Source organism: Streptomyces sp. NPDC050508 (assembly GCF_040655155.1).
Classification (GTDB): Bacteria; Actinomycetota; Actinomycetes; order Streptomycetales; family Streptomycetaceae; genus Streptomyces.
The window spans coordinates 128802-151505 of sequence record NZ_JBFAJJ010000021.1 but is presented as its reverse complement, the minus strand read 5'-3'; the positions used below and the strand labels follow the sequence as shown (position 1 = coordinate 151505).

The 22704-nt window shown below is 71.0% G+C and carries 24 protein-coding genes; 4 read left to right on the top strand and 20 right to left on the bottom strand.

The genetic code is table 11. From position 1 onward, the window contains the following. Positions 1 to 72 precede the first annotated feature (72 nt). The 11 genes from AB0I69_RS41190 to paaN form a co-directional block, all read right to left on the bottom strand. Complete coding sequence (locus tag AB0I69_RS41190) at positions 73 to 840, bottom strand: enoyl-CoA hydratase-related protein (RefSeq protein ID WP_363100916.1); 768 nt, start codon at positions 838 to 840, stop codon at positions 73 to 75. An 8-nt stretch (positions 841 to 848) separates the two neighbouring features. Next, entirely contained in the window at positions 849 to 1952 is a 1104-nt protein-coding gene (gene paaE, locus AB0I69_RS41185; protein ID WP_363100915.1) for a 1,2-phenylacetyl-CoA epoxidase subunit PaaE, read from the bottom strand. A 43-nt stretch (positions 1953 to 1995) separates the two neighbouring features. Next, a complete protein-coding gene (paaD, locus tag AB0I69_RS41180) occupies positions 1996 to 2502 on the bottom strand; it encodes a 1,2-phenylacetyl-CoA epoxidase subunit PaaD (RefSeq protein WP_363100914.1) in 507 nt (168 codons plus the stop codon). Then, positions 2496 to 3332 (bottom strand): 1,2-phenylacetyl-CoA epoxidase subunit PaaC, encoded by an 837-nt coding sequence (gene paaC, locus AB0I69_RS41175; RefSeq protein ID WP_363100913.1) that lies wholly within the window; start codon positions 3330 to 3332, stop codon positions 2496 to 2498. The genes paaD and paaC overlap by 7 nt, the downstream gene beginning before the upstream one ends. A 9-nt stretch (positions 3333 to 3341) precedes the next feature. Continuing rightward, positions 3342 to 3626: a 1,2-phenylacetyl-CoA epoxidase subunit PaaB gene (paaB, locus tag AB0I69_RS41170; RefSeq protein WP_019075091.1), complete on the bottom strand. Its 285-nt coding sequence runs from the start codon at positions 3624 to 3626 to the stop codon at positions 3342 to 3344. Further along, positions 3623 to 4633: a 1,2-phenylacetyl-CoA epoxidase subunit PaaA gene (gene paaA, locus AB0I69_RS41165; RefSeq protein ID WP_363100912.1), complete on the bottom strand. Its 1011-nt coding sequence runs from the start codon at positions 4631 to 4633 to the stop codon at positions 3623 to 3625. The genes paaB and paaA overlap by 4 nt, the downstream gene beginning before the upstream one ends. Before the next feature lie 103 nt (positions 4634 to 4736). Further along, entirely contained in the window at positions 4737 to 5525 is a 789-nt protein-coding gene (locus AB0I69_RS41160; RefSeq protein ID WP_363100911.1) for an enoyl-CoA hydratase-related protein, read from the bottom strand. After that, positions 5522 to 6388 carry a 3-hydroxyacyl-CoA dehydrogenase family protein gene (locus AB0I69_RS41155; RefSeq protein ID WP_363100910.1) on the bottom strand — a complete coding sequence of 289 codons (867 nt, stop codon included), beginning with the start codon at positions 6386 to 6388 and terminating at the stop codon, positions 5522 to 5524. The genes AB0I69_RS41160 and AB0I69_RS41155 overlap by 4 nt, the downstream gene beginning before the upstream one ends. After that, positions 6385 to 7167: an enoyl-CoA hydratase/isomerase family protein gene (locus AB0I69_RS41150; protein ID WP_363100909.1), complete on the bottom strand. Its 783-nt coding sequence runs from the start codon at positions 7165 to 7167 to the stop codon at positions 6385 to 6387. Before AB0I69_RS41150 ends, AB0I69_RS41155 begins: the two co-directional genes overlap by 4 nt. Further along, on the bottom strand, positions 7164 to 8357 hold the full coding sequence (locus tag AB0I69_RS41145) for a thiolase family protein (protein ID WP_363100908.1): 1194 nt from the start codon (positions 8355 to 8357) through the stop codon (positions 7164 to 7166). Before AB0I69_RS41145 ends, AB0I69_RS41150 begins: the two co-directional genes overlap by 4 nt. After that, on the bottom strand, positions 8350 to 10062 hold the full coding sequence (paaN, locus tag AB0I69_RS41140; RefSeq protein ID WP_363100907.1) for a phenylacetic acid degradation protein PaaN: 1713 nt from the start codon (positions 10060 to 10062) through the stop codon (positions 8350 to 8352). The genes AB0I69_RS41145 and paaN overlap by 8 nt, the downstream gene beginning before the upstream one ends. A 94-nt stretch (positions 10063 to 10156) precedes the next feature. On the opposite strand from paaN, the gene paaI reads away from it, so the two are divergent. From paaI to AB0I69_RS41120, 4 genes are all read left to right on the top strand, one after another. Next, on the top strand, positions 10157 to 10588 hold the full coding sequence (gene paaI / locus AB0I69_RS41135; protein WP_363100906.1) for a hydroxyphenylacetyl-CoA thioesterase PaaI: 432 nt from the start codon (positions 10157 to 10159) through the stop codon (positions 10586 to 10588). Next, the gene (gene paaK, locus AB0I69_RS41130; protein WP_363100905.1) at positions 10585 to 11949 is read left to right on the top strand and encodes a phenylacetate--CoA ligase PaaK; all 1365 of its coding nucleotides are present in this window, start codon (positions 10585 to 10587) and stop codon (positions 11947 to 11949) included. Before paaI ends, paaK begins: the two co-directional genes overlap by 4 nt. Before the next feature lie 52 nt (positions 11950 to 12001). Further along, the gene (locus AB0I69_RS41125; protein ID WP_363100904.1) at positions 12002 to 12652 is read left to right on the top strand and encodes a TetR/AcrR family transcriptional regulator; all 651 of its coding nucleotides are present in this window, start codon (positions 12002 to 12004) and stop codon (positions 12650 to 12652) included. A 106-nt stretch (positions 12653 to 12758) separates the two neighbouring features. Beyond that, positions 12759 to 13547 carry an SAM-dependent methyltransferase gene (locus AB0I69_RS41120; RefSeq protein ID WP_363100903.1) on the top strand — a complete coding sequence of 263 codons (789 nt, stop codon included), beginning with the start codon at positions 12759 to 12761 and terminating at the stop codon, positions 13545 to 13547. Between the two features lie 21 nt (positions 13548 to 13568). Here the strand turns inward: AB0I69_RS41120 and AB0I69_RS41115 are convergent, their stop codons facing one another. From AB0I69_RS41115 to AB0I69_RS41075, 9 genes are all read right to left on the bottom strand, one after another. Next, positions 13569 to 15212, bottom strand: a complete 1644-nt coding sequence (locus AB0I69_RS41115) for a protein kinase (protein ID WP_363100902.1) — start codon at positions 15210 to 15212, stop codon at positions 13569 to 13571. A gap of 197 nt (positions 15213 to 15409) precedes the next feature. Continuing rightward, positions 15410 to 15871: a DUF4440 domain-containing protein gene (locus AB0I69_RS41110; protein ID WP_363100901.1), complete on the bottom strand. Its 462-nt coding sequence runs from the start codon at positions 15869 to 15871 to the stop codon at positions 15410 to 15412. A 56-nt stretch (positions 15872 to 15927) separates the two neighbouring features. Further along, positions 15928 to 16056 (bottom strand): hypothetical protein, encoded by a 129-nt coding sequence (locus AB0I69_RS41105; protein WP_363100900.1) that lies wholly within the window; start codon positions 16054 to 16056, stop codon positions 15928 to 15930. Positions 16057 to 16093: 37 nt separating this feature from the next. Continuing rightward, positions 16094 to 17224, bottom strand: a complete 1131-nt coding sequence (locus tag AB0I69_RS41100; protein WP_363100899.1) for a Xaa-Pro peptidase family protein — start codon at positions 17222 to 17224, stop codon at positions 16094 to 16096. Between the two features lie 50 nt (positions 17225 to 17274). Beyond that, positions 17275 to 18225 (bottom strand): ABC transporter ATP-binding protein, encoded by a 951-nt coding sequence (locus AB0I69_RS41095; protein ID WP_363100898.1) that lies wholly within the window; start codon positions 18223 to 18225, stop codon positions 17275 to 17277. Beyond that, positions 18222 to 19007: an ABC transporter ATP-binding protein gene (locus tag AB0I69_RS41090; protein WP_363100897.1), complete on the bottom strand. Its 786-nt coding sequence runs from the start codon at positions 19005 to 19007 to the stop codon at positions 18222 to 18224. Before AB0I69_RS41090 ends, AB0I69_RS41095 begins: the two co-directional genes overlap by 4 nt. Further along, positions 19004 to 19870, bottom strand: a complete 867-nt coding sequence (locus tag AB0I69_RS41085) for an ABC transporter permease (protein WP_363100896.1) — start codon at positions 19868 to 19870, stop codon at positions 19004 to 19006. The genes AB0I69_RS41090 and AB0I69_RS41085 overlap by 4 nt, the downstream gene beginning before the upstream one ends. Next, complete coding sequence (locus AB0I69_RS41080) at positions 19867 to 20946, bottom strand: ABC transporter permease (RefSeq protein ID WP_363100895.1); 1080 nt, start codon at positions 20944 to 20946, stop codon at positions 19867 to 19869. The genes AB0I69_RS41085 and AB0I69_RS41080 overlap by 4 nt, the downstream gene beginning before the upstream one ends. Beyond that, positions 20921 to 22507, bottom strand: a complete 1587-nt coding sequence (locus AB0I69_RS41075; protein ID WP_363100894.1) for an ABC transporter substrate-binding protein — start codon at positions 22505 to 22507, stop codon at positions 20921 to 20923. The genes AB0I69_RS41080 and AB0I69_RS41075 overlap by 26 nt, the downstream gene beginning before the upstream one ends. Positions 22508 to 22704: the final 197 nt, after the last annotated feature.

Here is a 22704-nt window from a genome sequence, read left to right as displayed (position 1 = left end):
GGCGGTGGGGGCGGGCGTGCTGGTGCTGCTGATCACGTGGAACTTCATCTACTTCTGGCCTCGCGCTTCACGTCACCTGAACTTGGCCTTGCCGGGGCCCTCTTCGACGAAGCTCCGCATCCCACGCTCACGGTCCTCGGTCGCGAACAGCCCCGCGAACCACGTGCGTTCGACCGCCAGCCCCGTCTCGATGTCCGTCTCCAGACCCGTGTCGATCGCTTCCTTCGCGGCACGGAGTGCGATCGCCGGACCCAGCGCGAGCTTCGCCGCCCACGCATGCGCCTCGGTGTACACCTCGGCAGCGGGGACGAGCCGGTCCACCAGACCCAGCGCGAGCGCCTCCTCCGCCCTGACCATCCGACCGGTGAAGATCAGGTCCTTCGCCTTCGACGGACCGATCAGACGCGCCAGCCGCTGCGTACCACCCGCACCCGGAATCAACCCCAACAGAATCTCCGGCTGCCCCAACTTCGCGTTGTCCGCCGCGATCCGGAAGTCCGCACACAACGCCAACTCACAACCCCCGCCCAGCGCATAGCCCGTGACGGCCGCGACCACCGGCTTGGGGATACGGGCCACCGCCGTGAACGACTCCTGCAAGGCCCGCGACCGCACGACCATCGCCGCGTGGTCCATCCCCTGCATCTCCTTGATGTCCGCACCCGCCGCGAACACCTTCTCCCCGCCGTACACCACCACCGCCCGCACATCGTCGCGGCGCGTCGCCTCCTCGGCGAGTGCGCGCAGGCCGTCCTGTGTCTCCGTGTCCAGGGCGTTCATCGGCGGCCGGTCGAGTCGGATCGTGCCGACGCCCTCGGCAACTTCGAAGTGAAGTGTCATGGCCCGCCTCAGCTGTCGTAGTCGACGGCGAGGGTGTCGGACACGGGGAAGGTCTGGCAGGTGAGGACGTAACCGGCGTCGACCTCGGCGGGTTCGAGGGCGTAGTTGCGCCGCATGTCCGCCGTACCGTCGGTGACCAGCGCGCGGCAGGTGCCGCAGACGCCGCCCTTGCAGGCGAAGGGCAGGTCGGGCCGGGTCTTCTGGGCGCCGTCGAGGATCGAACGGTCCCTGGGGAGCGCGGAGTTGGTGGTGCGGCCGTCGAGGGTGACGGTGACCTGGCTGACCGGGCCGTCGTAGGCCGTGTCGACGTGACGGTTCGGCCGTACGGGCTCGTCGTCGGCGTAGAACAGCTCCTGGTGGACGCGTTCGACGGGGACGCCGAGTCCGGCGAGGACCTGTTGGGCGTCGCGGACCATGCCGTGCGGGCCGCACAGCCACCAGTCGTCGGCCGCGTCCACGTCGACGAGGGCGTCGACGAGCGCGGTGAGCCGGTCGGCGTCGAGGCGGCCGGAGAGGATCTCCGCCTCGCGCGGTTCGCGGGACAGGATGTGCGCCAGCTGGAAACGGCCGGGGTACAGGTCCTTCAGGTCGGCGAGGTCGTCGGCGAACATCACGGTGTCGCTGCGCCGGTTGCCGTAGAAGAGCGTGACGCGGGAGCGGGTGTCGGCGGCGAGGACGGATTCCGCGATGGAGAGCATCGGGGTGATTCCGGAGCCGGCGGCGATCAGGACGTGGTGGCCGGGGAGGGTCAGGTCGGGGGTGAAGGCGCCGGTGGGGGCCATCACCTCGACGGTGTCTCCGGGGCGTACGTCGTTGACCAGCCAGGAGGAGAACAGGCCGCCGGGGACGACCCGTACGCCGATGCGGGGGCGGGCCCCTGCCGGGGAGCAGATGGAGTACGAACGGCGCTCGTCGCGGCCCTCGACCTCGCGGCGGAGAGTGAGCGACTGGCCGGGCCGGTACGCGAACTCCTCTGCGAGCTGCTCGGGGATCTCGAAGCTGATGGCGGCGGCGTCCTCGGTCAGCGACTCGACCGCGGCGACCCGCAGGGCGTGGAAGGCCGGTCGGCGTCGCACCGGGCGGGCGGGGGTGGCGGGGGCCGGGGCGGTCACTGGTCCACCGTCCTTTCCGCGAGCGGGAGTTGGGGGCTCGCCATCAGATCTCCTTGACGTACTCGAACGGCTCGCGGCAGGCGCGGCACCGCCACAGGGCTTTGCAGGAGGTCGCGGCGAAGTGCGAGGTCTCCTCGGTGTCCGCCGATCCGCAGCGGGGGCAGGGCACCGTACGACGGGTCGGCGAGAGCGTGAGCTTGACCGGGCCGCGAGGGGCGGCACCCGGCGGGGCGATGCCGTGTTCGGCGAGCTTGCGGCGGCCGGCCGGGGTGATCCAGTCGGTGGTCCAGGGCGGGTTGAGGACCGTACGGATCTCCACGCGCGCGTACCCGGCGTCCCGCAGCCGCGCGGCCACCTCGGCGCGCATCTCGGCCATGGCGGGGCAGCCGGAGTAGGTGGGCGTCAGGCTCGCGACAACCGTTCCGTCCTCGCTCAGCGCGACGTCGCGCAGTACGCCGAGGTCGGCCAGCGTGAGCATGGGCATCTCGGGGTCGGGCACCTGCGCGGCGACGGACCGGGCGCGCCGCGCGTCGAGCAGGGTGGTCACCATGTCGCCTCCGGGTGCGCGCGGGCCACGCTCTGGAGTTCGGCCAGCAGCGGGGCCAGGTGCTCGGTGTGGTCGCCGTCGCGGCCATGCCCGGGGACAGGTGCCACCTCGGGCAGGGTGAGCCCGGCGGCGTCGGTGACCTGGCGGAGCACGGCCAGGACCTCAGCCCTCAACTCGCCGTCCCCCGCGAAGAGTTCGTCCACGTACGGCGCAATCGCGGCCAGCGCGTCCCGCATCCGCCGCTGCGACTCCTCGGTGCCGTCGCCCAGCCGGACGACCCACTCGGCGGAGTACTGGCGGTGGTACGCGAGCTCCTTGACACCCTTGGCCGCGATGGCGGCCAGCACCGGGTCCTGTGTCGTGAGGGCGAGCCGCTCGAAGAGGGCGAGCCGCCAGGCGGACAGCACCAACAGCCGGGTGATCGAGAACGCGAAGTCTCCGTTGGGGAGTTCGGCCAGCCGTACGTTGCGGAAGGCGTCCGCGTCGCGGAAGTAGGCGTACGCGTCCTCGTCACGTCCGGCGCCGTCCACCTGACCGGCGCGCGCGTAGAGCAGGCGGGTCTGGCCGAGCAGGTCGAGCCCGATGTTGGCGAGTGCCACCTCCTCCTCCAACTCCGGTGCGCCCGTGCACCATTGGGCCAGCCGCTGCGCGCTCACGAGGGCGTCGTCGCCAAGTGCCAGGCAGAACGCGACCAGTTGAGCGGAGTCCGTCCCCTCCGGCACCGTCTGGTCGACGCCGTACAGCGGGTCCTCGAAGCCGGTGCCGAACGCCCAGCGGGCGTCGCTGTCGTCGTGCCCCTCGGCCAGGGACAGATAGACGTGGTCGTCACTCATTCCCTGCTCCTAGATGTGGGGGACGTCGTCGGGGATGTCGTAGAACGTCGGGTGGCGGTAGACCTTGTCGGCGCTCGGCGCGAAGAACGGGTCCTTCTCGTCGCGGGTCGAGGCGGCGATGTGCTCCGAGCGCACGACCCAGATGGACACACCTTCGTTGCGCCGCGTGTACAGGTCGCGGGCGTGGGTGAGCGCCATGGCGTCGTCGGCGGCGTGCAGCGAGCCGACGTGGACGTGGTTCAGGCCGCGCTTTCCGCGGACGAACACCTCGTACAGGGGCCAGTCCTGCGTCATGCCGCCGCTCCTTCGGTTTTCTGTGTGCGGGCGGTTGTCTGCGTACGGGCGGCCTGCTTGGCCGCGTGGGCGGTGGCCGCCTCCCGGACCCAGGCGCCCTCCTCGTGGGCGGCCCGGCGGCGGGAGACCCGCTCGGCGTTGCGCGGTCCGTCGCCGCTGATCACGCGCTGCAACTCGGACCAGTCCGGGGTGCCGAAGTCGTGGTGACCGCGCTCCTCGTTCCAGCTCAACTCCGGGTCGGGCAGGGTGACTCCGAGCTTTGCCGCCTGCGGGACCGTCATGTCGACGAAGCGCTGACGCAGTTCGTCGTTGCTGTGCCGCTTGATCTTCCAGGCCATGGAACGCGCCGAGTTGGGCGAGTCGTCGTCGGGCGGTCCGAACATCATCAGCGACGGCCACCACCAACGGTCCACGGCGTCCTGGACCATGGCCCGCTGACCGTCCGTGCCACGCATCATGGTCAGCAGCAGCTCATAGCCCTGGCGCTGGTGGAAGGACTCCTCCTTGCACACCCGCACCATGGCCCGCGCATACGGCCCGTACGAACAACGGCACAACGGCACCTGGTTGCAGATCGCCGCGCCGTCCACGAACCAGCCGATCACGCCGACGTCGGCGAAGGTCGGCGTCGGGTAGTTGAAGATCGACGAGTACTTCTGCCGGCCGTTGATCAGCGCGTCGGTCAGCTCGGCGCGGTCCGCGCCCAGGGTCTCGGCGGCCGAGTAGAGATACAGTCCGTGTCCGGCCTCGTCCTGCACCTTCGCGAAGAGGATCGCCTTGCGGCGCAGGGAGGGTGCGCGGGTGATCCAGTCGCCCTCCGGCTGCATCCCGATGATCTCGGAGTGCGCGTGCTGCGCGATCTGCCGGATCAGGGTCCTGCGATAGCCGTCGGGCATCCAGTCGCGGGGCTCGATCCGCTGGTCCTTCGCGATCGTGGCATCGAACTGCTCCGAGAGCCGCGCTTCGTCCCAGCCGGCGGCTGACGCCTCCGTGCCTGTGCTGGTCATCGACACACCAACTTCCCTACCGACCATTCGTTCGGTACCTAGTCTGATGGGTTTACCCCGGCGAGGCAAGACCTGCCGGGTGAATGGCTGGTCACCAGCCCTCTCACCGGCCCTCGAACGACGGCTCCACCCGCGCGAGAAACGCCTCTACGGCGGCCCGGTGGTCCCTCGTCGCCCCCAGCCGCTCCTGCGCCGCCGCCTCCCGCTCCAGCACGGCGGCGAGGCTCGCGCCGGGCGCGTCCCGCAGCAGCGCCTTGACCTCGGCGTAGGCAGCGGTGGGCCCGGCGGCCAGTCGCCTGGCCAGGGCCAACCCCTCAGCAGCAGCGTCCCCGTCCGGTACGACCCGGTGCACCAGTCCCCACCGCAGCGCGTCCTCCGCGCCGAACCGATCCCCGAGCAACATCAGCCCGGCGGCCCGCGACGGACCGACCGCCTGCGCCAGCGCACCGCTCAGCCCGCTGTCGGCGGCCAGACCGATCCCGGTGAACGCGGTGGCGAACCGTGCCCCCTCGGCCGCGACCCGCACATCCGCGCAGAGCGCCAGCCCGAGCCCGGCCCCGACACACGCGCCCTCGACGGCCACGACGACCGGCTGGGTCAGCGCGTGCAGCGCCTCCACCAGGGGGTTGTACTCGTTCCGTACGCAGGCGAAGGCGGTATCGGGCCCGTTCTCCAGGGCCCGGGCGTGCTCCTTGAGGTCCTGTCCTACGCAGAAGTGCTTGCCCTGCGCGGTGAGCAGCACGGCACGGACCGCGGTCCCGTCGTTGCCCACCTGCCGTACAGCAGCCAACAGACCGCCCCGCAGCGAGACATCGAGCGCGGGACTGCGCAGCTCGATGATGGCGACACCGGCGTCCAGGCGGTAGCCGACGCCATCCGAGGACCCGCTCACTTCCACTCGTAGAACCCCTGTCCCGTCTTTCGGCCCAGCTCGCCCCGGGCAACCTTGTCGCGCAACAGCTGTGGCGGTGCGAAGCGCTCGCCGAGGGTGGAATGCAGGTACTCGGCGATGGCCAGGCGTACGTCGAGGCCGACCAGGTCGGTCAGGCGCAGCGGCCCCATGGGGTGCTTGTAGCCGAGGCTCATCGCGTCGTCGATCGCCTCCGGCTCGGCGACGCCCTCCTCGACCATGCGGATCGCCTCCAGGCCGAGCGCCAGTCCGAGGCGGCTGCTGGCGAACCCGGGCGAGTCCTTGACGGTCACGTCCTTCTTCCCGAGGGCGTGCGTCCAGTCGAGGGCGGCGCTGACGACTGCGGCTTCCGTGTTCGGCGCGACGACGATCTCGACCAGGGCCGAGGCGGGCACCGGATTGAAGAAGTGCATGCCCAGGAAGCGGCCGGGCCGGGTGAGCACGGAGGCGAGTTCGGTGACCGAGAGGGAGCTGGTGTTGGTGGCCAGCACGGTCGTCGCGCCCACCGCCTGCTCGGCCGCGGCGAGCACACGGGCCTTCAGCCCGGCGTCCTCGGGGACGGCCTCGACGACCAGATCCGCGTCGGCGGGCAGGCCGTCGACCGAGTCCGCCATGGTGACCCGGGCGAGGACCTGTTCCGCGGGTTCGCTGAGCAGGCCCCGCTCGGCGGCCCGCTTCAGCCCTGTGGCAACTCGGTCCAGCGCGGCGGCCGAAGCCTGCTCGCCGCTCTCCACGACGGTCACGGCCGAACCGGCGACCGCGAAGGACTGCGCGATACCGGCACCCATCCGGCCACCGCCGATCACACCGACAACTGCCGGTGCGGAGTGGGCTGTTGGGCTCATGCTCGGGTACTCCTCTTCTCCAAGAAGCGTGTCATACGGTCCCTCTTGTCCTGCCCCTCGAAGAGCACGGCCTGCGCGAGGTCGTCGGCGACCGGGTGGGCGCCGGGTGAGTCGATCACCAACTTGGTGAGCCTCAGGGCCGTAGCCGAGGATCGGGCCATGCGGTCGAGCAGCGCGTGCGCCTCGTCCAACAGTTTGTCCGCCGGTACGACGTCGATGACCAGCCCGGCCGCCAGAGCCGACGCCGCGTCCAGGTTCCGTCCGGCGAGCAGCACCTGCTTGGCAAGAGACTCACCGACCAGTTCGGGCAGCCGCCAGCAGGCACCGGCCGCGGCGAGGATACCGAGCCCCGGCTCGGGGTTGCCGAAGACGGCGTCCGGGCCGGCGATACGGAGGTCGCAGGCGTAGGACAGTTCCGCGCCGCCGCCCAGTGCCCAGCCGTCCACTGCGGCGAGGGTCGGCATCGGCAGTCGGCGTACTCGCTCGAACAGGCGGCTGTTGATGCCCTGCAGGGCCTCGTCCCGGCCGCGCGCCAACAGCTCCGCGATGTCGGCGCCGCCCGCGAAGACGCCGCCGTGGCCGGTGAGCAGGAGCAGCTTGGGGTCCTGCTCCAACTGGTCGCAGACGGCGTGCAGTTCGCGGATCATCAGCCCGCTGATGGCGTTGCGGGCCTCGGGGCGGTGCAGGGTGACGACGACCCGGTCCTCGCGCTCCTCGACGAGCAGCGTCTCGTAGTCGCCGGTGTCGGGGGTGCTCGCGCCCGTTTCGGTGACGCTCATACCCGCTCCACGAGCATCGCCACGCCCTGCCCGACGCCGACGCACAGCGTGGCCAGCCCCCGCCGCCCGTCCTCGCGCTCCAACCTGCCCAGCAGGGTGAGCAGGATACGGGCCCCGGAGCACCCAAGAGGATGGCCGAGCGCGATGGCGCCGCCGTCCGCGTTGACCTTCTCCTCGTCCAGCTTGAGGCGGCGCGTGACCGCGAGGGCCTGAGCCGCGAAGGCCTCGTTCAGCTCGACCGCGTCCAGGTCGCCGATCCCCCACCCGGCGCGGGCGAGCACCTTCTCGGTGGCGGGGACCGGGCCGAGTCCCATGACGTGCGGCTGCACTCCGGCCGAGGCCGAGGTGACGATCCGGGCCCTGGGAGTGAGCCCGTGGCGTCGGACGGCCGTCCCGCTCGCGACCACCAGGGCGGCAGCACCGTCGGACAGCGGTGAGGAGGAACCGGCGGTGACGATGCCGCCCTCCCGGAAGATGGTGCGCAGGGAGCCGAGCTTCTCCAGCGTGGTGCCGGGACGCGGGCCCTCGTCCCGTGTCACCTCCCCGCCCTTGACCGCGACCGGCACGATCTCCCGGTCGAAGTGGCCCAACTCCTGGGCGGCGACGGCCCGTTGATGGCTGCGCAGCGCGAACGCGTCGGATTCGGCGCGGGTGATGCCGTCGAGGGCGGCGACCTCCTCGGCCGTTTCCCCCATCGACAGGGTCTGTTGGGCGGCGAAGCGCCGGTTGGTGAAGCGCCAGCCGAGCGAGGTGTCGTGCACCTCTCCCGGCTTGGCCCACGGGGTGCCGGGCTTGGCCATCACCCAGGGGGCGCGGGTCATGGACTCCACGCCGCCGGCGACGACGAGGTCCGCCTCTCCGGCGCGGATCGCCTGGGCGGCGGAGGCCACGGCGGTCAGGCCCGAGGCGCAGAGCCGGTTGACGGTGTAGCCGGGCACGGTGTGCGGCAGCCCGGCCAGCAGTACGGCCATCCGCGCCACGTCACGGTTGTCCTCACCCGCCTGGTTGGCGGCGCCGAGGATCACCTCGTCGACCTCCTCGGCCGGGATTCCGGCGCGGCGGACCGCCTCGCCGACGACCAGTGCGGCGAGGTCGTCGGGTCGTACGGAGGCGAGGGCGCCGCCGTAGCGGCCCTGCGGGGTGCGGGCCCCGTCGATCAGATAGACCTCGTCGGAGGACAGCTCAGGCATCGGGGGTCTCCTCGGCGGGGGCGGGCCGGCGCGACTGCAGGGTCGCGAAGCGGCCGGTGACGAACGCGGGGTCGGACAAGGTGGCGCTGGCGGCCGGGTTGGCGGCGCTGCCGTGGAAGTCGCTGAACGCGGCGGACTGGTTGACGAAGACGCCACCGGTGAGGTTCTCGGAGAGGTGCACGCCCGCGTCCAGGGCGGTCAACTCGGCGGCATCCAGGACCATTTCGCTGGTCGAGTGGACGGCGGCGGTCAGCGCGCCGTGCGCACGGACCGTCTCGCGCAGGATCCGCAGGCTGTGTTCGGTGGAGTCGGTTCCGATGACGAACGACACCGGCCCGAACCATTCCCGGGTGTACGTCTCCCTGTCGTCCTCGGCGTCGAGGCGTGCGATCAGCGGCGTACGGACGACGGCCTTCGGGTGCTCGGGGTGTTCGACAGGCACCGAGGCGCGCACCGTACGACCGACCGTCGCGGCCTGCTCCAAGCGCTCGCGCACGCCGTCGTTGACGATCGCGCCGAGGGTGCCGGCGGCGCGGGCGGGGTCGCCGAGCAGTCTGTCGAGGGCTGCGGCGAGGTCGGCGGCGAACTCGTCGGCGTTGCGCGGGCCTTGGTCGGTGGTGATGCCGTCGCGCGGGATGAGGAGGTTCTGCGGGGTGGTGCACATCTGGCCGCTGTAGAGGGCCAGCGAGAAGGCGAGGTTGCCGAGCAGGCCGCGGTAGTCGTCGGTGGAGTCGAGGACGACGGTGTTGAGGCCGGCCTTCTCGGTGTACACGAGGGCTTGGCGGGCGTTGGTCTCCAGCCAGTCGCCGAACTCCGTGGAGCCGGTGAAGTCGATGATCCGGACGTCGGGGTGCAGCGCGAGGACGGCGGCATTGCGGTCGCCGGGCTCCTCGGCGGCGAGGATCACGAGGTTCGGGTCGAAGCCCGCCTCGGCCAGCACCTCGCGGGCGATCCGCACGGTGACGGCGAGGGGGAGGACGGCGCCCGGGTGCGGCTTGACGACGACCGGGTTGCCGGTGACCAGGCTGGCGAACAGGCCCGGGTAGCCGTTCCAGGTCGGGAAGGTGTTGCAGGCGATCAGCAGCGACACCCCACGTCCGACCGGGGTGAACTTCTTGTCCAGGACCAGCGGCCCGCCCTTGCGCTGCGGCTTGCTCCAGCGGGCGGTGCCCGGGTGCCGCTTCTGCTCGGCCCACGCGTAGGCGACCGCCTCCAGGCCACGGTCCTGGGCGTGCGGGCCGCCCGCCTGGAACGCCATGACGAAGGCCTGCCCTGTGGTGTGCTGCACGGCGTGCGCGATCTCGAAGCTCGCCGCGTTCAGCCGGGCCAGGATCTCGGCGGCGACTCCGGCGCGGGTGTCGGGGCCCGCGTCGCGCCAGAGTCCGGTGGCGGCCAGGGCGGCGGCCACCGCCTCGTCCGGCGCGACGCGGGGGTAGGAGATGCCCAGGTCGAAGCCGTAGGGAGAGGTCTCGGCGGCCGGGACGCGCGCGTCGCCTGGGTGCCCCGCCAGCTCGAAATATTCGCCGAGCTGCTCCTCGAAGGCGGCTTCGCCGTGCTTGGCCGCGTCCTCGCCGTAGACCGACTTGCTGGGCGACTCCGGGTACGGCGTCCAGTGGTCGCGAGCGGCGGTCGCGGCGACCGCCTGTTCCAGCAGGGCGCGATGGCGCGCGAAGAAGTCGGGCAGCTCGGAGCTGGTCTGGGGCATGCGTTCCACCTCTTGACAGGCAGTGGTGTTGCTGGATTACTTGGCCGTGACGCACGCTAACCGAATGTTCGGTCGGTCCACAAGGTGGTGGAAAATGACGCAGGCCGCTGACACGGCCTCCGGCCCGACGGCGAGGATGTTCGCCGCGGACGAGGCGTCCCGGGCTCTCGGGATGGAGCTCGTCGAGCACGGCGAAGGGACCGCCGTGCTCCGTATGACCGTGACCCCGGCCATGGTCAACGGACACAGGACCGCTCACGGCGGCTATCTGTTCCTGTTCGCCGACTCCGCCTTCGCCTGTGCCTGCAACAGCCACGGCCCGGTGACCGTGGCCGCCGCGGCCGACATCGACTTCGTCGCCCCGGCGTACGAGGGCGACGTCCTGGTGGCGACCGCGACGGAGCGCACCCGGTTCGGGCGCAGCGGCATCTACGACGTGAGCGTGCTGCGCGGCGACCAGGTCATCGCGGAGTTCCGCGGACGCAGCCGCAGTATCAACAGCACGAAGACGAAGGAGTCTCCATGAGCAGCGACCTGACAGCCCCCGCGGCCTCACCGGTTCCGGCGCCGGCGAGTCCGCGTCTGGGGGAACCTCTCCCCGACGGGTTGCTGGACGCCGCCGAACGCCTGACCCGCGAAGAGCTGCGAGAGCACCAACTCGGTCTGCTCCAGGCCACGTTGAGGCACGCCTACGACAACGTGGAGCTGTACCGCAGGAAGTTCGACGAGGCCGGGGTCAAGCCCGCCGACTGCCGCACTCTTGAGGATCTGGCCCGGTTCCCCTTCACCACCAAGGCCGACCTCCGCGACACGTACCCCTTCGGCATGTTCGCCGTCCCCATGGACCAGGTCCGCCGCATCCACGCCTCCAGCGGCACCACCGGCCGCCCCACGGTCGTCGGCTACACAGAGAACGACATTTCCATGTGGGCGGACGTGGTGGCCCGCTCGATCCGCGCGGCCGGTGGCCGCCCCGGTCACAAGATCCATGTGTCGTACGGCTACGGGTTGTTCACCGGTGGACTGGGCGCGCACTACGGCGCCGAGCGCGCGGGCTGCACGGTGATCCCCGCCTCCGGTGGCATGACCGCCCGCCAGGTGCAGATCATCCAGGACTTCAAGCCTGAGATCATCATGGTCACCCCGTCCTACATGCTCACCCTCCTCGACGAGTTCGAGCGCCAGGGCGTCGACCCGCGCACCAGCTCCCTCAAGGTGGGCATCTTCGGCGCCGAGCCGTGGACGGAGGCGATGCGCCGCGAGATCGAGGAGCGCATGGACATCCACGCGGTCGACATCTACGGCCTGTCGGAGGTGATCGGCCCCGGCGTGGCGCAGGAGTGCGTGGAGACCAAGGACGGCCTGCACGTCTGGGAGGACCACTTCTACCCGGAGATCGTCGACCCGCTCACCGACGAGGTACTGCCCGACGGCGACAGCGGCGAACTGGTCTTCACCTCCCTCACCAAGGAGGCCCTGCCGATCATCCGCTACCGCACCCGCGACCTGACCCGGCTCCTCCCCGGCACCGCCCGCCCCGCCTTCCGGCGCATCGAGAAGATCACCGGCCGCTGCGACGACATGATCATCCTGCGCGGGGTGAACGTCTTCCCCAGCCAGATCGAGGAGATCCTGCTGCGCACCCCCGCCGTCGCCCCGCACTTCACGATCCAGCTCAGCCGGCGCGGCCGTATGGACCACATGACGGTCCGCGCCGAGGCCCGCCCCGGTGCCACTCCCGAGCAGCGGGATGCCGCCGCCGCCGCGATCGGCAAGGGCGTCAAGGACGGCGTGGGCGTGACCATAGGGGTGGAGATCGTCGATCCGGAGACCCTGGAGCGCTCGGTGGGCAAGATCCGCCGGGTCAAGGATCTGCGGGAACAGTGACATCCGTGGCCGTTCCGTCCGGTGTGGCCGCCGACCTTGTCACAATGGCCCAGTGACCAGGACACCTGTGCAGAACCCGGCCGGCCGTCACGGCCGTCCCGCCTACGACCGCGACTCGCTGCTGGAGGTCGCCGTCGTGGTCTTCAACGAACGCGGCTACGACGGCACCGGCATGGAAGAACTGGGCAGACGCCTGGGCCTCAGCAAGTCGAGCATCTACCACCACGTGTCCGGCAAGGAGGAACTCCTCGAACTCGCGGTCAACCGCGCCCTGGACGCCCTGTTCGCCGTGCTGGACGAGGAGGCCGGGGACCGGGACGGGGGCAGCGGGACCCCGGACACGACCGCGACCGCGACCGCGCGGATGAAGCGCATCATCCACCGCAGCGTCGAGGTGCTCGCCGCCGAGCTGCCGTACGTCACCCTGCTGCTGCGTCTGCACGGCAACAGCGAGGTCGAACAGCGGGCACTCGCCCGGCGCCGTGAATTCGACCACCGGGTCGCCGAGTTGATGACCCGGGCGGCGGCCGAGGGCGGGATACGGGCGGACATCGACCCGCACCTCGCCAGCCGCCTGCTGTTCGGCACGGTCAACTCCCTCGTGGAGTGGTACCGCCCCGAACGCGACCTGTCCGTGGAGAAGTTGGCCGACGCCCTGACGACCATCCTCTTCGACGGCCTGCACGGACACCCGGCGAGCTGACCGGCACCACGGGTCCAACTCCCCTCCCCCGCAAGTCACATGACCCACGCGAGTACGATGATCAGGACCTGGGCCCGACCCGTTCACCCGCCGCGATGGAGTTGCCATGACGACCGACCCCCAGCCGTCACCGCAGATCGACACCGGCAAGGCACATCCCGCGCGGGTCTACGACTGGCTGCTCGGTGGCAAGGACAACTACCCGGTCGACGAGGCCGTGGGAGAGAAGCTGCCGCCGGAGGCGAAGGACGCGGCCCGGCAGAACCGTCAGTTCATGCACCGCGCGGCGACCTGGCTCGCCGGCCAGGGCATCGACCAGTTCCTGGACATCGGCACGGGCATCCCCACCGAACCCAACCTGCACCAGATCGTCCAGCAGACCGTGCCGACGGCGAAGGTCGTCTACACCGACAACGACCCGATCGTCCTGCGTCATGCCGAGGCGCTGCTGATCAGCCACCCCGACGGGGTCACCGACTACATCCAGGCCGACGTGCGGCAGCCGGAGCGCATCGTCGAACACGCCCGCCACGTCCTGGACTTCACCCGCCCGATCGCCCTCTCGCTGATCGCGCTGATGCACTTCGTCCCCGACGAGCAGGACGCCCACGGCATCGTGCGCAACCTCGTCGCCACCCTGCCGTCCGGCAGCTACCTGGTCCTGTCGCACGCCGCGTCCGACCTCTACCCCGAACTCGCCGAACAGGTCACCGCCCAGTACGCCAAGGGCGGCATCAAACTCGGCTTCCGTACCCGCCCGGAGGTGGAGCGCTTCTTCGACGACCTCGATCTGGTCCCGCCCGGCCTGGTCACGGCGACGGAGTGGCATCCGCCGACGCCGGGCGAGACCCCGGAGGGCAGCGGGATCTACTCGGCGGTGGCGCGGGTCCGCTGAGGCCCGACCACCACCGTGCCCTCAATGCGCGGTATCGGTCTGCCAGAGGACCGCTTCGTCGGTCGCTATGACCATGTTGCCGTCCTCCAGCACCTTGAGGGTCGCCCCGCCGGCACTTTGCGTGTTGCTGGCCCACAGCGCCTGGTGCTGCGCGTTGTAGACCACGAAGTTGCCGTCCTCCTGGAACACGGCCGTGTTCCCCGCGCCCTCGGTCTGGCTGGCCCAACGTGCCGTTCCGGACTCGTCGTAGAGCACCAGGTTGCCGTCGGTCTGCATGATCAGCTTCGAGCGTACGGTCTGCACGGGCTTCCCGGCCTCGAACGTGAAGGGGGACTTCACCACCACGGCGTCGGCCAGTTTGCTCCCGCCTGCGTCACCTGTGGCTGAGGCAGAGGGAGACGGCGTCGTCCCGCTCGCGGACGGGCTTGCCGACACGTCGGCGGCACGGCCGGCACTGGCGGACGGTGTGCCGTGTGTGGAAGTGGAGTCCTTGCCCTTGTCGTCGAAGGCGTGCAGCACGAGCAGCCCGGCTGCTGCGGCGACGATGAGCGAGGCCGCGCCGATGACGGCCCACAGCCTGCGTCGCCCGCTTCGGGTTCCTCCACCGTCCGACTGCGGAGAAGGACCGGTTACCGGGTAAGGGCTGTGCGTACCCGCAGGAGTGTTGAGGCCCGCGTCCGGCGCGAGGAGGGTGACGGCGTGGGCGCCCCGGGCGGTGTCCATGAGCGCCGTCGACTGCGGGGCGAAAGCCGTCGCCGCCTCCGACGCGTTGCCTCCGAAGTCGGCGACGGTCGCGGCGCGTTGCCGATCCGTCGCGGAGCCGACGGCGAGGGCTCGTTGGTAGGCGGGATGCTGGACCAGGTCGGCCTCGGCCCGGCAGAGTTCGACGATGCGCTGCGGGGTGGGTCGCCGGGCCGGATCACTCTGCACGCAGGCCGCGATCAGCTCGGCGACTCCGGCATCCACACCCCGCAGGTCGATCTCCCCGTGCACCGAACGGTAGGACACGGCGGCGAACGGCCCGTCCCCGTAGGGCGGGCGACCGGTGACGGCGAACGCGAGAGTGCAGCCGAGGGCGAACACGTCCGCTCCCGGGCCGGTCTCGCCGCCCGTGATCGTCTCCGGCGCGATGTACCCGGGACTGCCCAACGCACTGCCGACCTGGGTCAGGTTGGACGCGTCGGTGGTCCTGGCGATGCCGAAGTCGATCAGCTGAGGGCCGGTGGCGGAGAGAATGACGTTCTGCGGCTTGAGGTCCCGATGCCACACACCGCGGACGTGGATGGCGTCCAGCCCCTCGGCCAGGGCGGCCAGCATGACCCGGGCCAGGTCGGCGGGGAGCGGCCCATTGGTCACCACCGCGGCATGGAGCGTGGGCCCCGGCACGTACTCGGTGGCCAGCCAGTACGGCGGCGTGTCCAGCTCCGCGTCGATGAGCGAGGCCGTGTACGCGCTGCGGACCGTGCCCAGGGTCTCCACCTCGCGGCGGAACCGGCTCAGCGCGTGTTCGTCATGACGGAGGTGGTCGTTGATCACCTTGACGGCGGCGGGACGGCCACCCGGCGAACGCGCGAGGTACACCTTCCCCATCCCGCCCTCGCCGAGTCTGCCGACCAGACGGTAGCGACCTATGTGCGATGGGTCGGAGTCATCGAGCGAATGCACGGGACATGTCCTCCTTGAGTGGAACCGACAGCCACCAGATCCACCGTGAGGTCAACTCGGCTGGGCTCCGGCCCCGTTGCTCAGTGGGGGTGCGACCCCGACATAGTAGAGGGAACAGACCCCTGCGCCTCACCTGACTCACTGTTCCCAACTCGGAGTCACCGGCCCGGGGTTGTCGCACCGGCGGGTTCTCTCCGCTACCCCGGAGCGCTCTGGATGTCCTCGTGCAGGTGCACGACGAGCCAGTGGCCGTCGGGCTGCGCACGTCGTAGGACCGCGGTGTTCCGGGCCAGTTCCGAGGGGGCCGTGCGGAAGTCGACCCGTAGCCAGTAGCGAGCCACGGCCAGGTCTCCGAAGACGTCGACCACCTGACCGTAGGCCGTGAGGCCGGTCTCGGCGGGGCCGGCGTCGGACGTGGGACGGGCGTCCCGGACGCGGTTCAACTCCGTTCTTCCACAGAGGAGTTCGGGGGTCGCCGAGTCCCAGATGGTGGCCGCGGGGTCGAGGAAGGCGTCGATGCGCTCGCGGTCGCCCGCGGTGTACCCCTCGTACATGCCCGTGATCACCGTCCACACCTCGGCCAGGTCGGCGGGCACGCCGCCCGGGCGGGCACCGCCGTCGGCTGCGGGACGGGCGGAACGGGGCGGTGGAGCGGGCATGGCTGATCCTTGGGTGGGTGACAGGTGGATGGACGGTGGCGCGGGTGCGGTCCGGGTCAGGGTCCCTCGGGGTCGTCGAACAGCTCCGTCATCGCGGGGAGGTCGTTCTCGGTCCGCTCACGCAGGACCAAGTCCTCACCGGTCAGGCACAGTTGGGCGGGTGTAGGGGTCCCCCCTCGGATCATCACGTCACTTCCTGTACCTGTACCTGTTGGTGCCGGGTCAAGGGAGTACGACCAGGTCCCGAGGGGTGCGGTTGAGGCGCTCGCCGCCCTCCTCCGTGCAGATCACGATGTCCTCGATCCGCGCTCCGTACCGGCCGGGCAGATAGATGCCGGGTTCGACGGAGAAGGCCATGCCCGGTGCGAGCGGGAGCGGGTTGCCGGTCACGATGTAGGGCTCCTCGTGGGTCTCCAGGCCGATGCCGTGTCCGGTGCGGTGGATGAAGTGCGGGCCGTATCCGGCGTCGGTGATGATGTCCCGCCCCACGGCGTCGAGTTGGCCGGACGTGATACCCGGCCGTACGGCGTCGGTCTGGGCGCGTTGGGCGCGCAGCAGTACCTCGTGGAGCCGGCGGAAGTCGGCGGGCGGCTCGCCCACCGTGTACACCCGGGTCGAGTCGGAGCAGTAGCCGTCCTGGGTCGTACCGCCGATGTCGACCACCACCGGGTCTCCGGGCCGGATCGTGCGGTCGGACAGTCCATGGTGCGGGCTGGCGCTGTTCGGGCCGGAGCCGACGATGACGAAGTCGACCCGGACGTGCCCCTCGGTGATGATCGCGTCCGCGATGTCCCGGCCGACCTCTCGTTCGGTACGTCCGGACCGCAGCCACTCCCCCATGCGGGCGTGCACCCGGTCGATGGCCGCACCGGCCCGGCGCAGGGCGGCGGCCTCCTGCGAAGTCTTGTGCATCCGCAGCTCGTTGAGCACACCTCCGGCCAACTCCTGTTCCGCGCCCGGCAGTACGGCGCGGAAGGCGATGGTCTTCTCCGCCCACATGTGGTTGTCGACACCGACGCGGGCCGTCGCGGCGGGCAGCCGGGCGGCGACGAGGGCGTAGGGGTCGTCGGTCTCGCCCCAGCCGGTGATCTCGATGCCCAGGTCACCGGCCGGGGATGCCTTGGCCGCGAGTTCCTCCAAAGCCGGGACGAGCAGGAAGGGGTCCGCGTCGGCCGGCAGGACCAGGCAGGTCAGCCGCTCCAACGGCAGGGCGTCGTAGCCGGTCAGGTAGCGCAGATCGGCGCCGGGCGAGATCAGCAGGGCGTCCAGACCGGCTCGGGCCGTGGCCTCCTTGGCGAGGTGGAGTCGGTCGGCCGGGTAGAGGGGTTCGGCGGGGTGGTCGTCGTCGGGCATCGGTTCTCCGTGAGGTGTCTGCGGGGCGGGACCGTTCGACCCGGCTCGGGTCAGGCCGCGTACAGGCGGCACGCGACGCCCCCGGCGATCAGCTGCGGTTCCTCGCGGTCGCAGCCGTCGAAGGCCTGGGGGCAGCGGGGGTGGAAGCGGCAGCCGCTCGGCGGGTCGGCGGGGTCGGGCACGTCGCCGGGGAGTTCGGCGGGCAGCACTCCCGCGCCGTCGGGTTTCGGTACGGCGGCCAGCAGCGCCCGGGTGTAGGGGTGTCGCGGGTCGGCCCAGACCTCGGCGGTGGGGCCGGTCTCCACGATCCGCCCGAGGTACATCACGGCGATCCGGTCGGCGATCAGCCGTACGACGGACAGGTCGTGGCTGATGAACAGCAGCCCGGCGCCCGACTCGACGGCCAACGACCGCATCAGCGTGGCCACTTGGAGCTGGGCGGAGGCGTCGAGGGCGGAGATCGGTTCGTCGCCGACGAGCAGCCGGGGGCGGGCGGCCAACGCGCGGGCGATGGCGATGCGCTGCCGCTGGCCGCCGGAGAACTCCTGCGGATAGCGCTCGGCGGCCTCTGCCGACAGCCCGACCCGGGTCAGCAGGTCCTCCGGGGTCGCCCCGTCTGGCGCTTCCCCCCGCCCGGCCGCGGTACGGATGCCGTCGGCGATCTGCGCGCCCACCCGACGGCGGGGGTTGAGGGAACCGTACGGGTCCTGGAAGACCATCTGGACGCCGGTGAGGGCCGGATCGCGGCGGCGCACCCGCAGCGGGCGCACCGGTGTGCCGTCGTAGGTGATCCGGCCGTCCGCGGCCGGGGTGAGGCCGCAGACCGCACGGGCCAGGGTGGACTTGCCGCAGCCCGACTCGCCGACCAGGCCGACCACTTCACCGGCCCGCACCTGGAGGCTGACCCCGGCGACGGCGCGCGTGGGCACTGCTCCCGGCCGGTGGTACTGGACCACGAGATCGTCGACCGAGAGGAGAGGGGCCGTCGGGTCGGGGGTCATACGGTGCTCCTTCCGGGGAGCGCGTCCAGGAGCTGACGGGTGTACTCGTGCCGCGGCTCGGTGAGCACTCGGCCGCGCGGACCGGTCTCGACGACCAGGCCGTGGCGCATCACGCTCACCTCGTCGGCGATCGCGGACATCACACCCAGGTCGTGGGTCACCAGCAGGACGGCGAGACCGAGTTCGTCGCAGAGCCCGCGCAACAGCCGCAGTACGCCTGCTTGCACGGTCACGTCGAGGGCGGTGGTCGGCTCGTCGGCGATCAGCACCTTCGGCTCGCAGGCCAGCGCGATGGCGATGGCGATCCGCTGGCGCATGCCGCCGGAGAACTGGTGCGGGTAACGCCCCAGCGCCTCAAGGGGGTTGGGGATACGGACCTGCGTGAGCAGTTCGGCGGCCCGCTCCTTCGCGGCCTTCCGGTTCAGCTTGAGGTGGTGGCGCAGGTGGTCGGTGAGTTGATGTCCGATGCTGAGCATCGGGTGCAGGCTGGTGGACGGGTCCTGGAACACCATGCTCACCGACCGGCCGCGCAGCGCGGCCAGTTGACGGGGCGGGAGGGTCAGCAGGTCGGTGCCCTCCAGCTCGATCCGGCCGCCGGTACGCGCGCCCGGGGGCAGCAGACCGAGTGCCGCCAGACCGGTCATGGTCTTGCCCGAGCCACTCTCCCCCGCGAGTCCGTGCACCTGCCCCGGCCGCACCGCGAGGTCGACACCACCGAGGATGCGACGGCCGGCCAGGTCCAGGGTGAGGCCGCTGATCTCCAGCACATTGCCGGCGGTCATCCGACACGCTCCTTCTCCGCGCCGATCGTGCGGGCCGTGCCGGGGTCGAGGGCGTCCCGGAGTGTGTCGCCGAGGAAGTTGAAGGCGAGGACGACGGTGAGGATGGCCAGGCCCGGGAAGACCCCGATCCACCACTTGTCGAACTGCTGGGTGCCGTCCGCCACCATCGCGCCCCACTCGGCGGTCGGCGGCTTGGCACCGAGCCCGAGGAAGGACAGCCCGGACAGCAGCAGCGTCGCGGTGCCGATGTCGAGGGTGGCCAGGACCAGCAGCGGCCCGAGCACGTTGGGCAGGATGTCGACGCGCAGCGACCGCCAGGCGGAGAAGCCCAACAGCCGCCCGCTGAGCACGAATTCACGGTTCCGCAGCCCCATGACCAGACCCCGGGTGACGCGGGCGTACGACGGCCAGGAGACGACCAGGACGGCCAGCACCGCGTTCTGCAGGCTGGCGCCGAGTGCGGCGGCGACCACCATCGCGAGGATGACGGTGGGGAAGGCGAACACCAGGTCCGCGATCCGCATCACGGTCTCGTCCACCCACCGCCCGAAGAACCCGGCGCAGGCCCCGAGCACCCCGCCGACCAGCAGCGACATGGCCACCAGCAGCAGGGCGAGCGGGATGGAGACGCGGGCGCCGTACAGGACGCGGCTGAGCACGTCCCGGCCCAGTTCGTCCGTGCCGAACCAGTGCCCGCCGCCGGGGGCTGCCAGCCGGGGCAGGTCCTGCGCGAGGGGGTCGTGCGGGGCGAGCAGCGGGGCGGCGACCACGATCACCAGCCAGAACACCGCGACCAGGCCGCCGGTGACCGCGAGCGGCCGACGCCAGGCGGGCGGCAGCCGTCGTAGCAGGGAGAACTTCACTGCACCCTCACCCTCGGGTCGATCACGCCGTACAGCACGTCCACGGCGAGGTTGACGGTCAGGTACACCAGTCCGACGACCAGGCCTACGCCCATCACGGCGGGCAGGTCGAGGGTGGTCGCGCTGCGGTAGGCGTAGGCGCCCAGGCCCGGCCAGGCGAAGATCGACTCCACCAGGACGGTGCCGGACAGCAGGGCGCCGAAGGCCAGTCCGGCGACCGTGATGACGGGCACGAGGGCGGCCCGGAGGACGTACTGGAAGAGGACGGTCCGGCCGGGCAGGCCCTTGGCGCGGGCCGCCCTGACGTAGTCCTGGTTCAGCACTTCCAGCACGGCGGAACGGGTGAAGCGGGTGAGCAGGCCGACGGTGTACGCCGTCAACACCAGTGCGGGCAGGGCGAGATGGCCCACCGCGTTCCAGAACACCGGCCACTGTCCGGCGAGTGCCGCGTCGACCGTGTAAAGGCCCGTGACGTGCGGGGGCGCGGTCATGCCGGGGTCGAGACGACCGCTGCCCGGCGCCCAGCCGAGCCGGTAGAAGAAGACGTAGAAGGCGAGCAGCGCCAGCCAGAAGGTCGGTACCGAGACCCCCAACAGGCTGACCACACGCAGGAGTTGGTCGGTGAAGCGGTCCCGGCGCAGCGCCGCGACGACACCGAACGCCACGCCCACGACGAGGGAGACCACGATCGCGGCCCCGGCGAGTTCCAGGGTGGCGGGGACCGCGGTGGACAGGTCGGTGAGGACCGACTGGTGGCTCTGCTGGGACTCGCCGAGGTCGCCGTGGAGGAGGTTGCCGAGGTAGGTGACGTACTGGACCGGCAGTGGCTTGTCGAGGCCGTAGTGGTGGCGGAACTGGGCGACGATCGCCGGGTCGCCGATCGCGCGCTGGCCGAGGTTGGCCGCCGCCGGGTCGCCGGGGACCAGGTTGGTGAGGACGAACGTCACCAGGGTCACGCCCACGGCGAGCAGGACGGCGGTCGCGGTACGGCGCAGCAGGAAACGGGCGAGGGGGTGGCGGGCGAGGAGACGCCTGCCACCGCCCGCCCTCTTACTTGGCGCCGAGCGCGGCGACATCGATCGTCCATACGGGGTTGTAGGCGACGCCGGTGACGGACGCGGCGGAGACGGTGTTCCGGCTCGGCTGCATCAGCGGGATGAAGGGACCGCCGGCGTTCATCCGGGTCTGGATCTGCTCGTACAGCGCCTTGCGGGCGTCGTCGCCGATCGTGGTGGCGGCCTTGTCGCCGAGGGCGGTGAGAGCGGGGTCGGCACCGGCCTTCCAGCCCGCGCGCAGACCGACCAGGTTGCCGGGCAGGAAGGTCAGGTAGTCGCTGGGGTCCGGGTAGTCCGGGCCCCAGTACCAGAGGCCCAACTGCTCTTTGCCGTTGCGGTAGTTGTCCAGTTCCGTGGTGGTCGGCGCGGGGGCCAGCGTGACGGTGATGCCGACCTCCTTCAGCTGTGCCTGGACCCGCTCCGCGAGGGTCTGCAGGGACAGTCCGTCGACGGTCAGGTCACTGGCGTAGCCGAGGGTCACGGACGGCTTGCTGATCCCGCTGGCCTTCAGGGCCGCCTTCGCCCCGGTCAGGTCACGGCCTCCGGCCTCGGAGGCGGGCAGCGCGCCGAGGAAGGTCGACGGGATGACCCCGGCGGGCTGGACGGAGCCGGTCCCGGCGAGCGACAGCAGGCCCTTGTAGTCGATGCCCTTGCGCACCGCCTCCGCGAACTTGGCGTTGGCCGTCGTACTGCTGACCTTGGTGTCCCGGTTCAGCAGCAGGAAGATCACGTCCGAGGACGCGCCGCTGTCCACCTTGAGCCCGCCGCCGAGCCCACTGACCTGGTCGGAGGTGAGGTCGAGGGCGATCTGGCTGTCGCCGCGCTGCACGTTCAGCTTCTGGGTGGGGGCCTGGACGTTGCGGAGGACGATCTTGTCGTAGGTCGGCTTGTCCGAGCCGGTGTACTTGGGGTTCTTGGTCAGGACGACCTGGGTGTTCGTGTTGAACGAGGTGAGCGTGTAGGGACCGGAGCCGGCCGACGTGGTGTTGAGGTACTTCTCCGCCCCGTCGGTCGCGGTCGCCGAGCCGCCGTGGGCCTGGACCGTCTTCGCGCTGAGGATGCCGAGCGCGGGGTTGGGGAGGATGAAGGGCAGCGCCGGGTTCGCCTTCTTGGAGACCAGGGTGACGGTGGAGACGTCGGTCTTGGTGACCGTGACGCCGTCGAGGAGGAACGACGGGTTGCCCTTGAGCGCGATCACCCGGTTCAGCGAGAAGACGACGTCGTCGGCGGTGACCGCGGTGCCGTCGGCGAACTTCGCGCCCGTCCGCAGGTGCAGGGTGAGCGTCTTGCCGTCCTTGGACTGCTCGTACGAGGAGGCCAGCCCCGGCACCGGCTTGGTGACGTCGGAGCCCTTGAAGGTCAGCAGCGTCTCGTAGAGCGCCTTGTCCACGATCTGCCCGGTCGGCTCGAACTCACGGCCCGGGTCGGCGGTCTTCAGGTTGAACGACGTGTCGACGACCAGGGTCTTGCCGGCCGAGGATCCGGAGGCACTCGTACCGCCGGAGCAGGCGCTCAGGGCGAGCGCCGCGACCGCGACGAGAGGGAGTGCCATCGGGTACGACCCGGCACTGAATCTGGGCATACGTGCCTCCGTGAGCAGGGCGGAGCGAGGGCGGAGCAAAGGTTTCGCGAGGGCGGAGCAAGGGACGAGCGGGGGCGGAGCGGAAGAAGGCCGGGCGGGAGCGGACGGATGCCGGGAGGGGACCTGGACGATTCGCCGTTATGGTGGCCTGAAACTAACCAGGACTTTCGGCTGACGGGATCACCGCGAGACGAAAA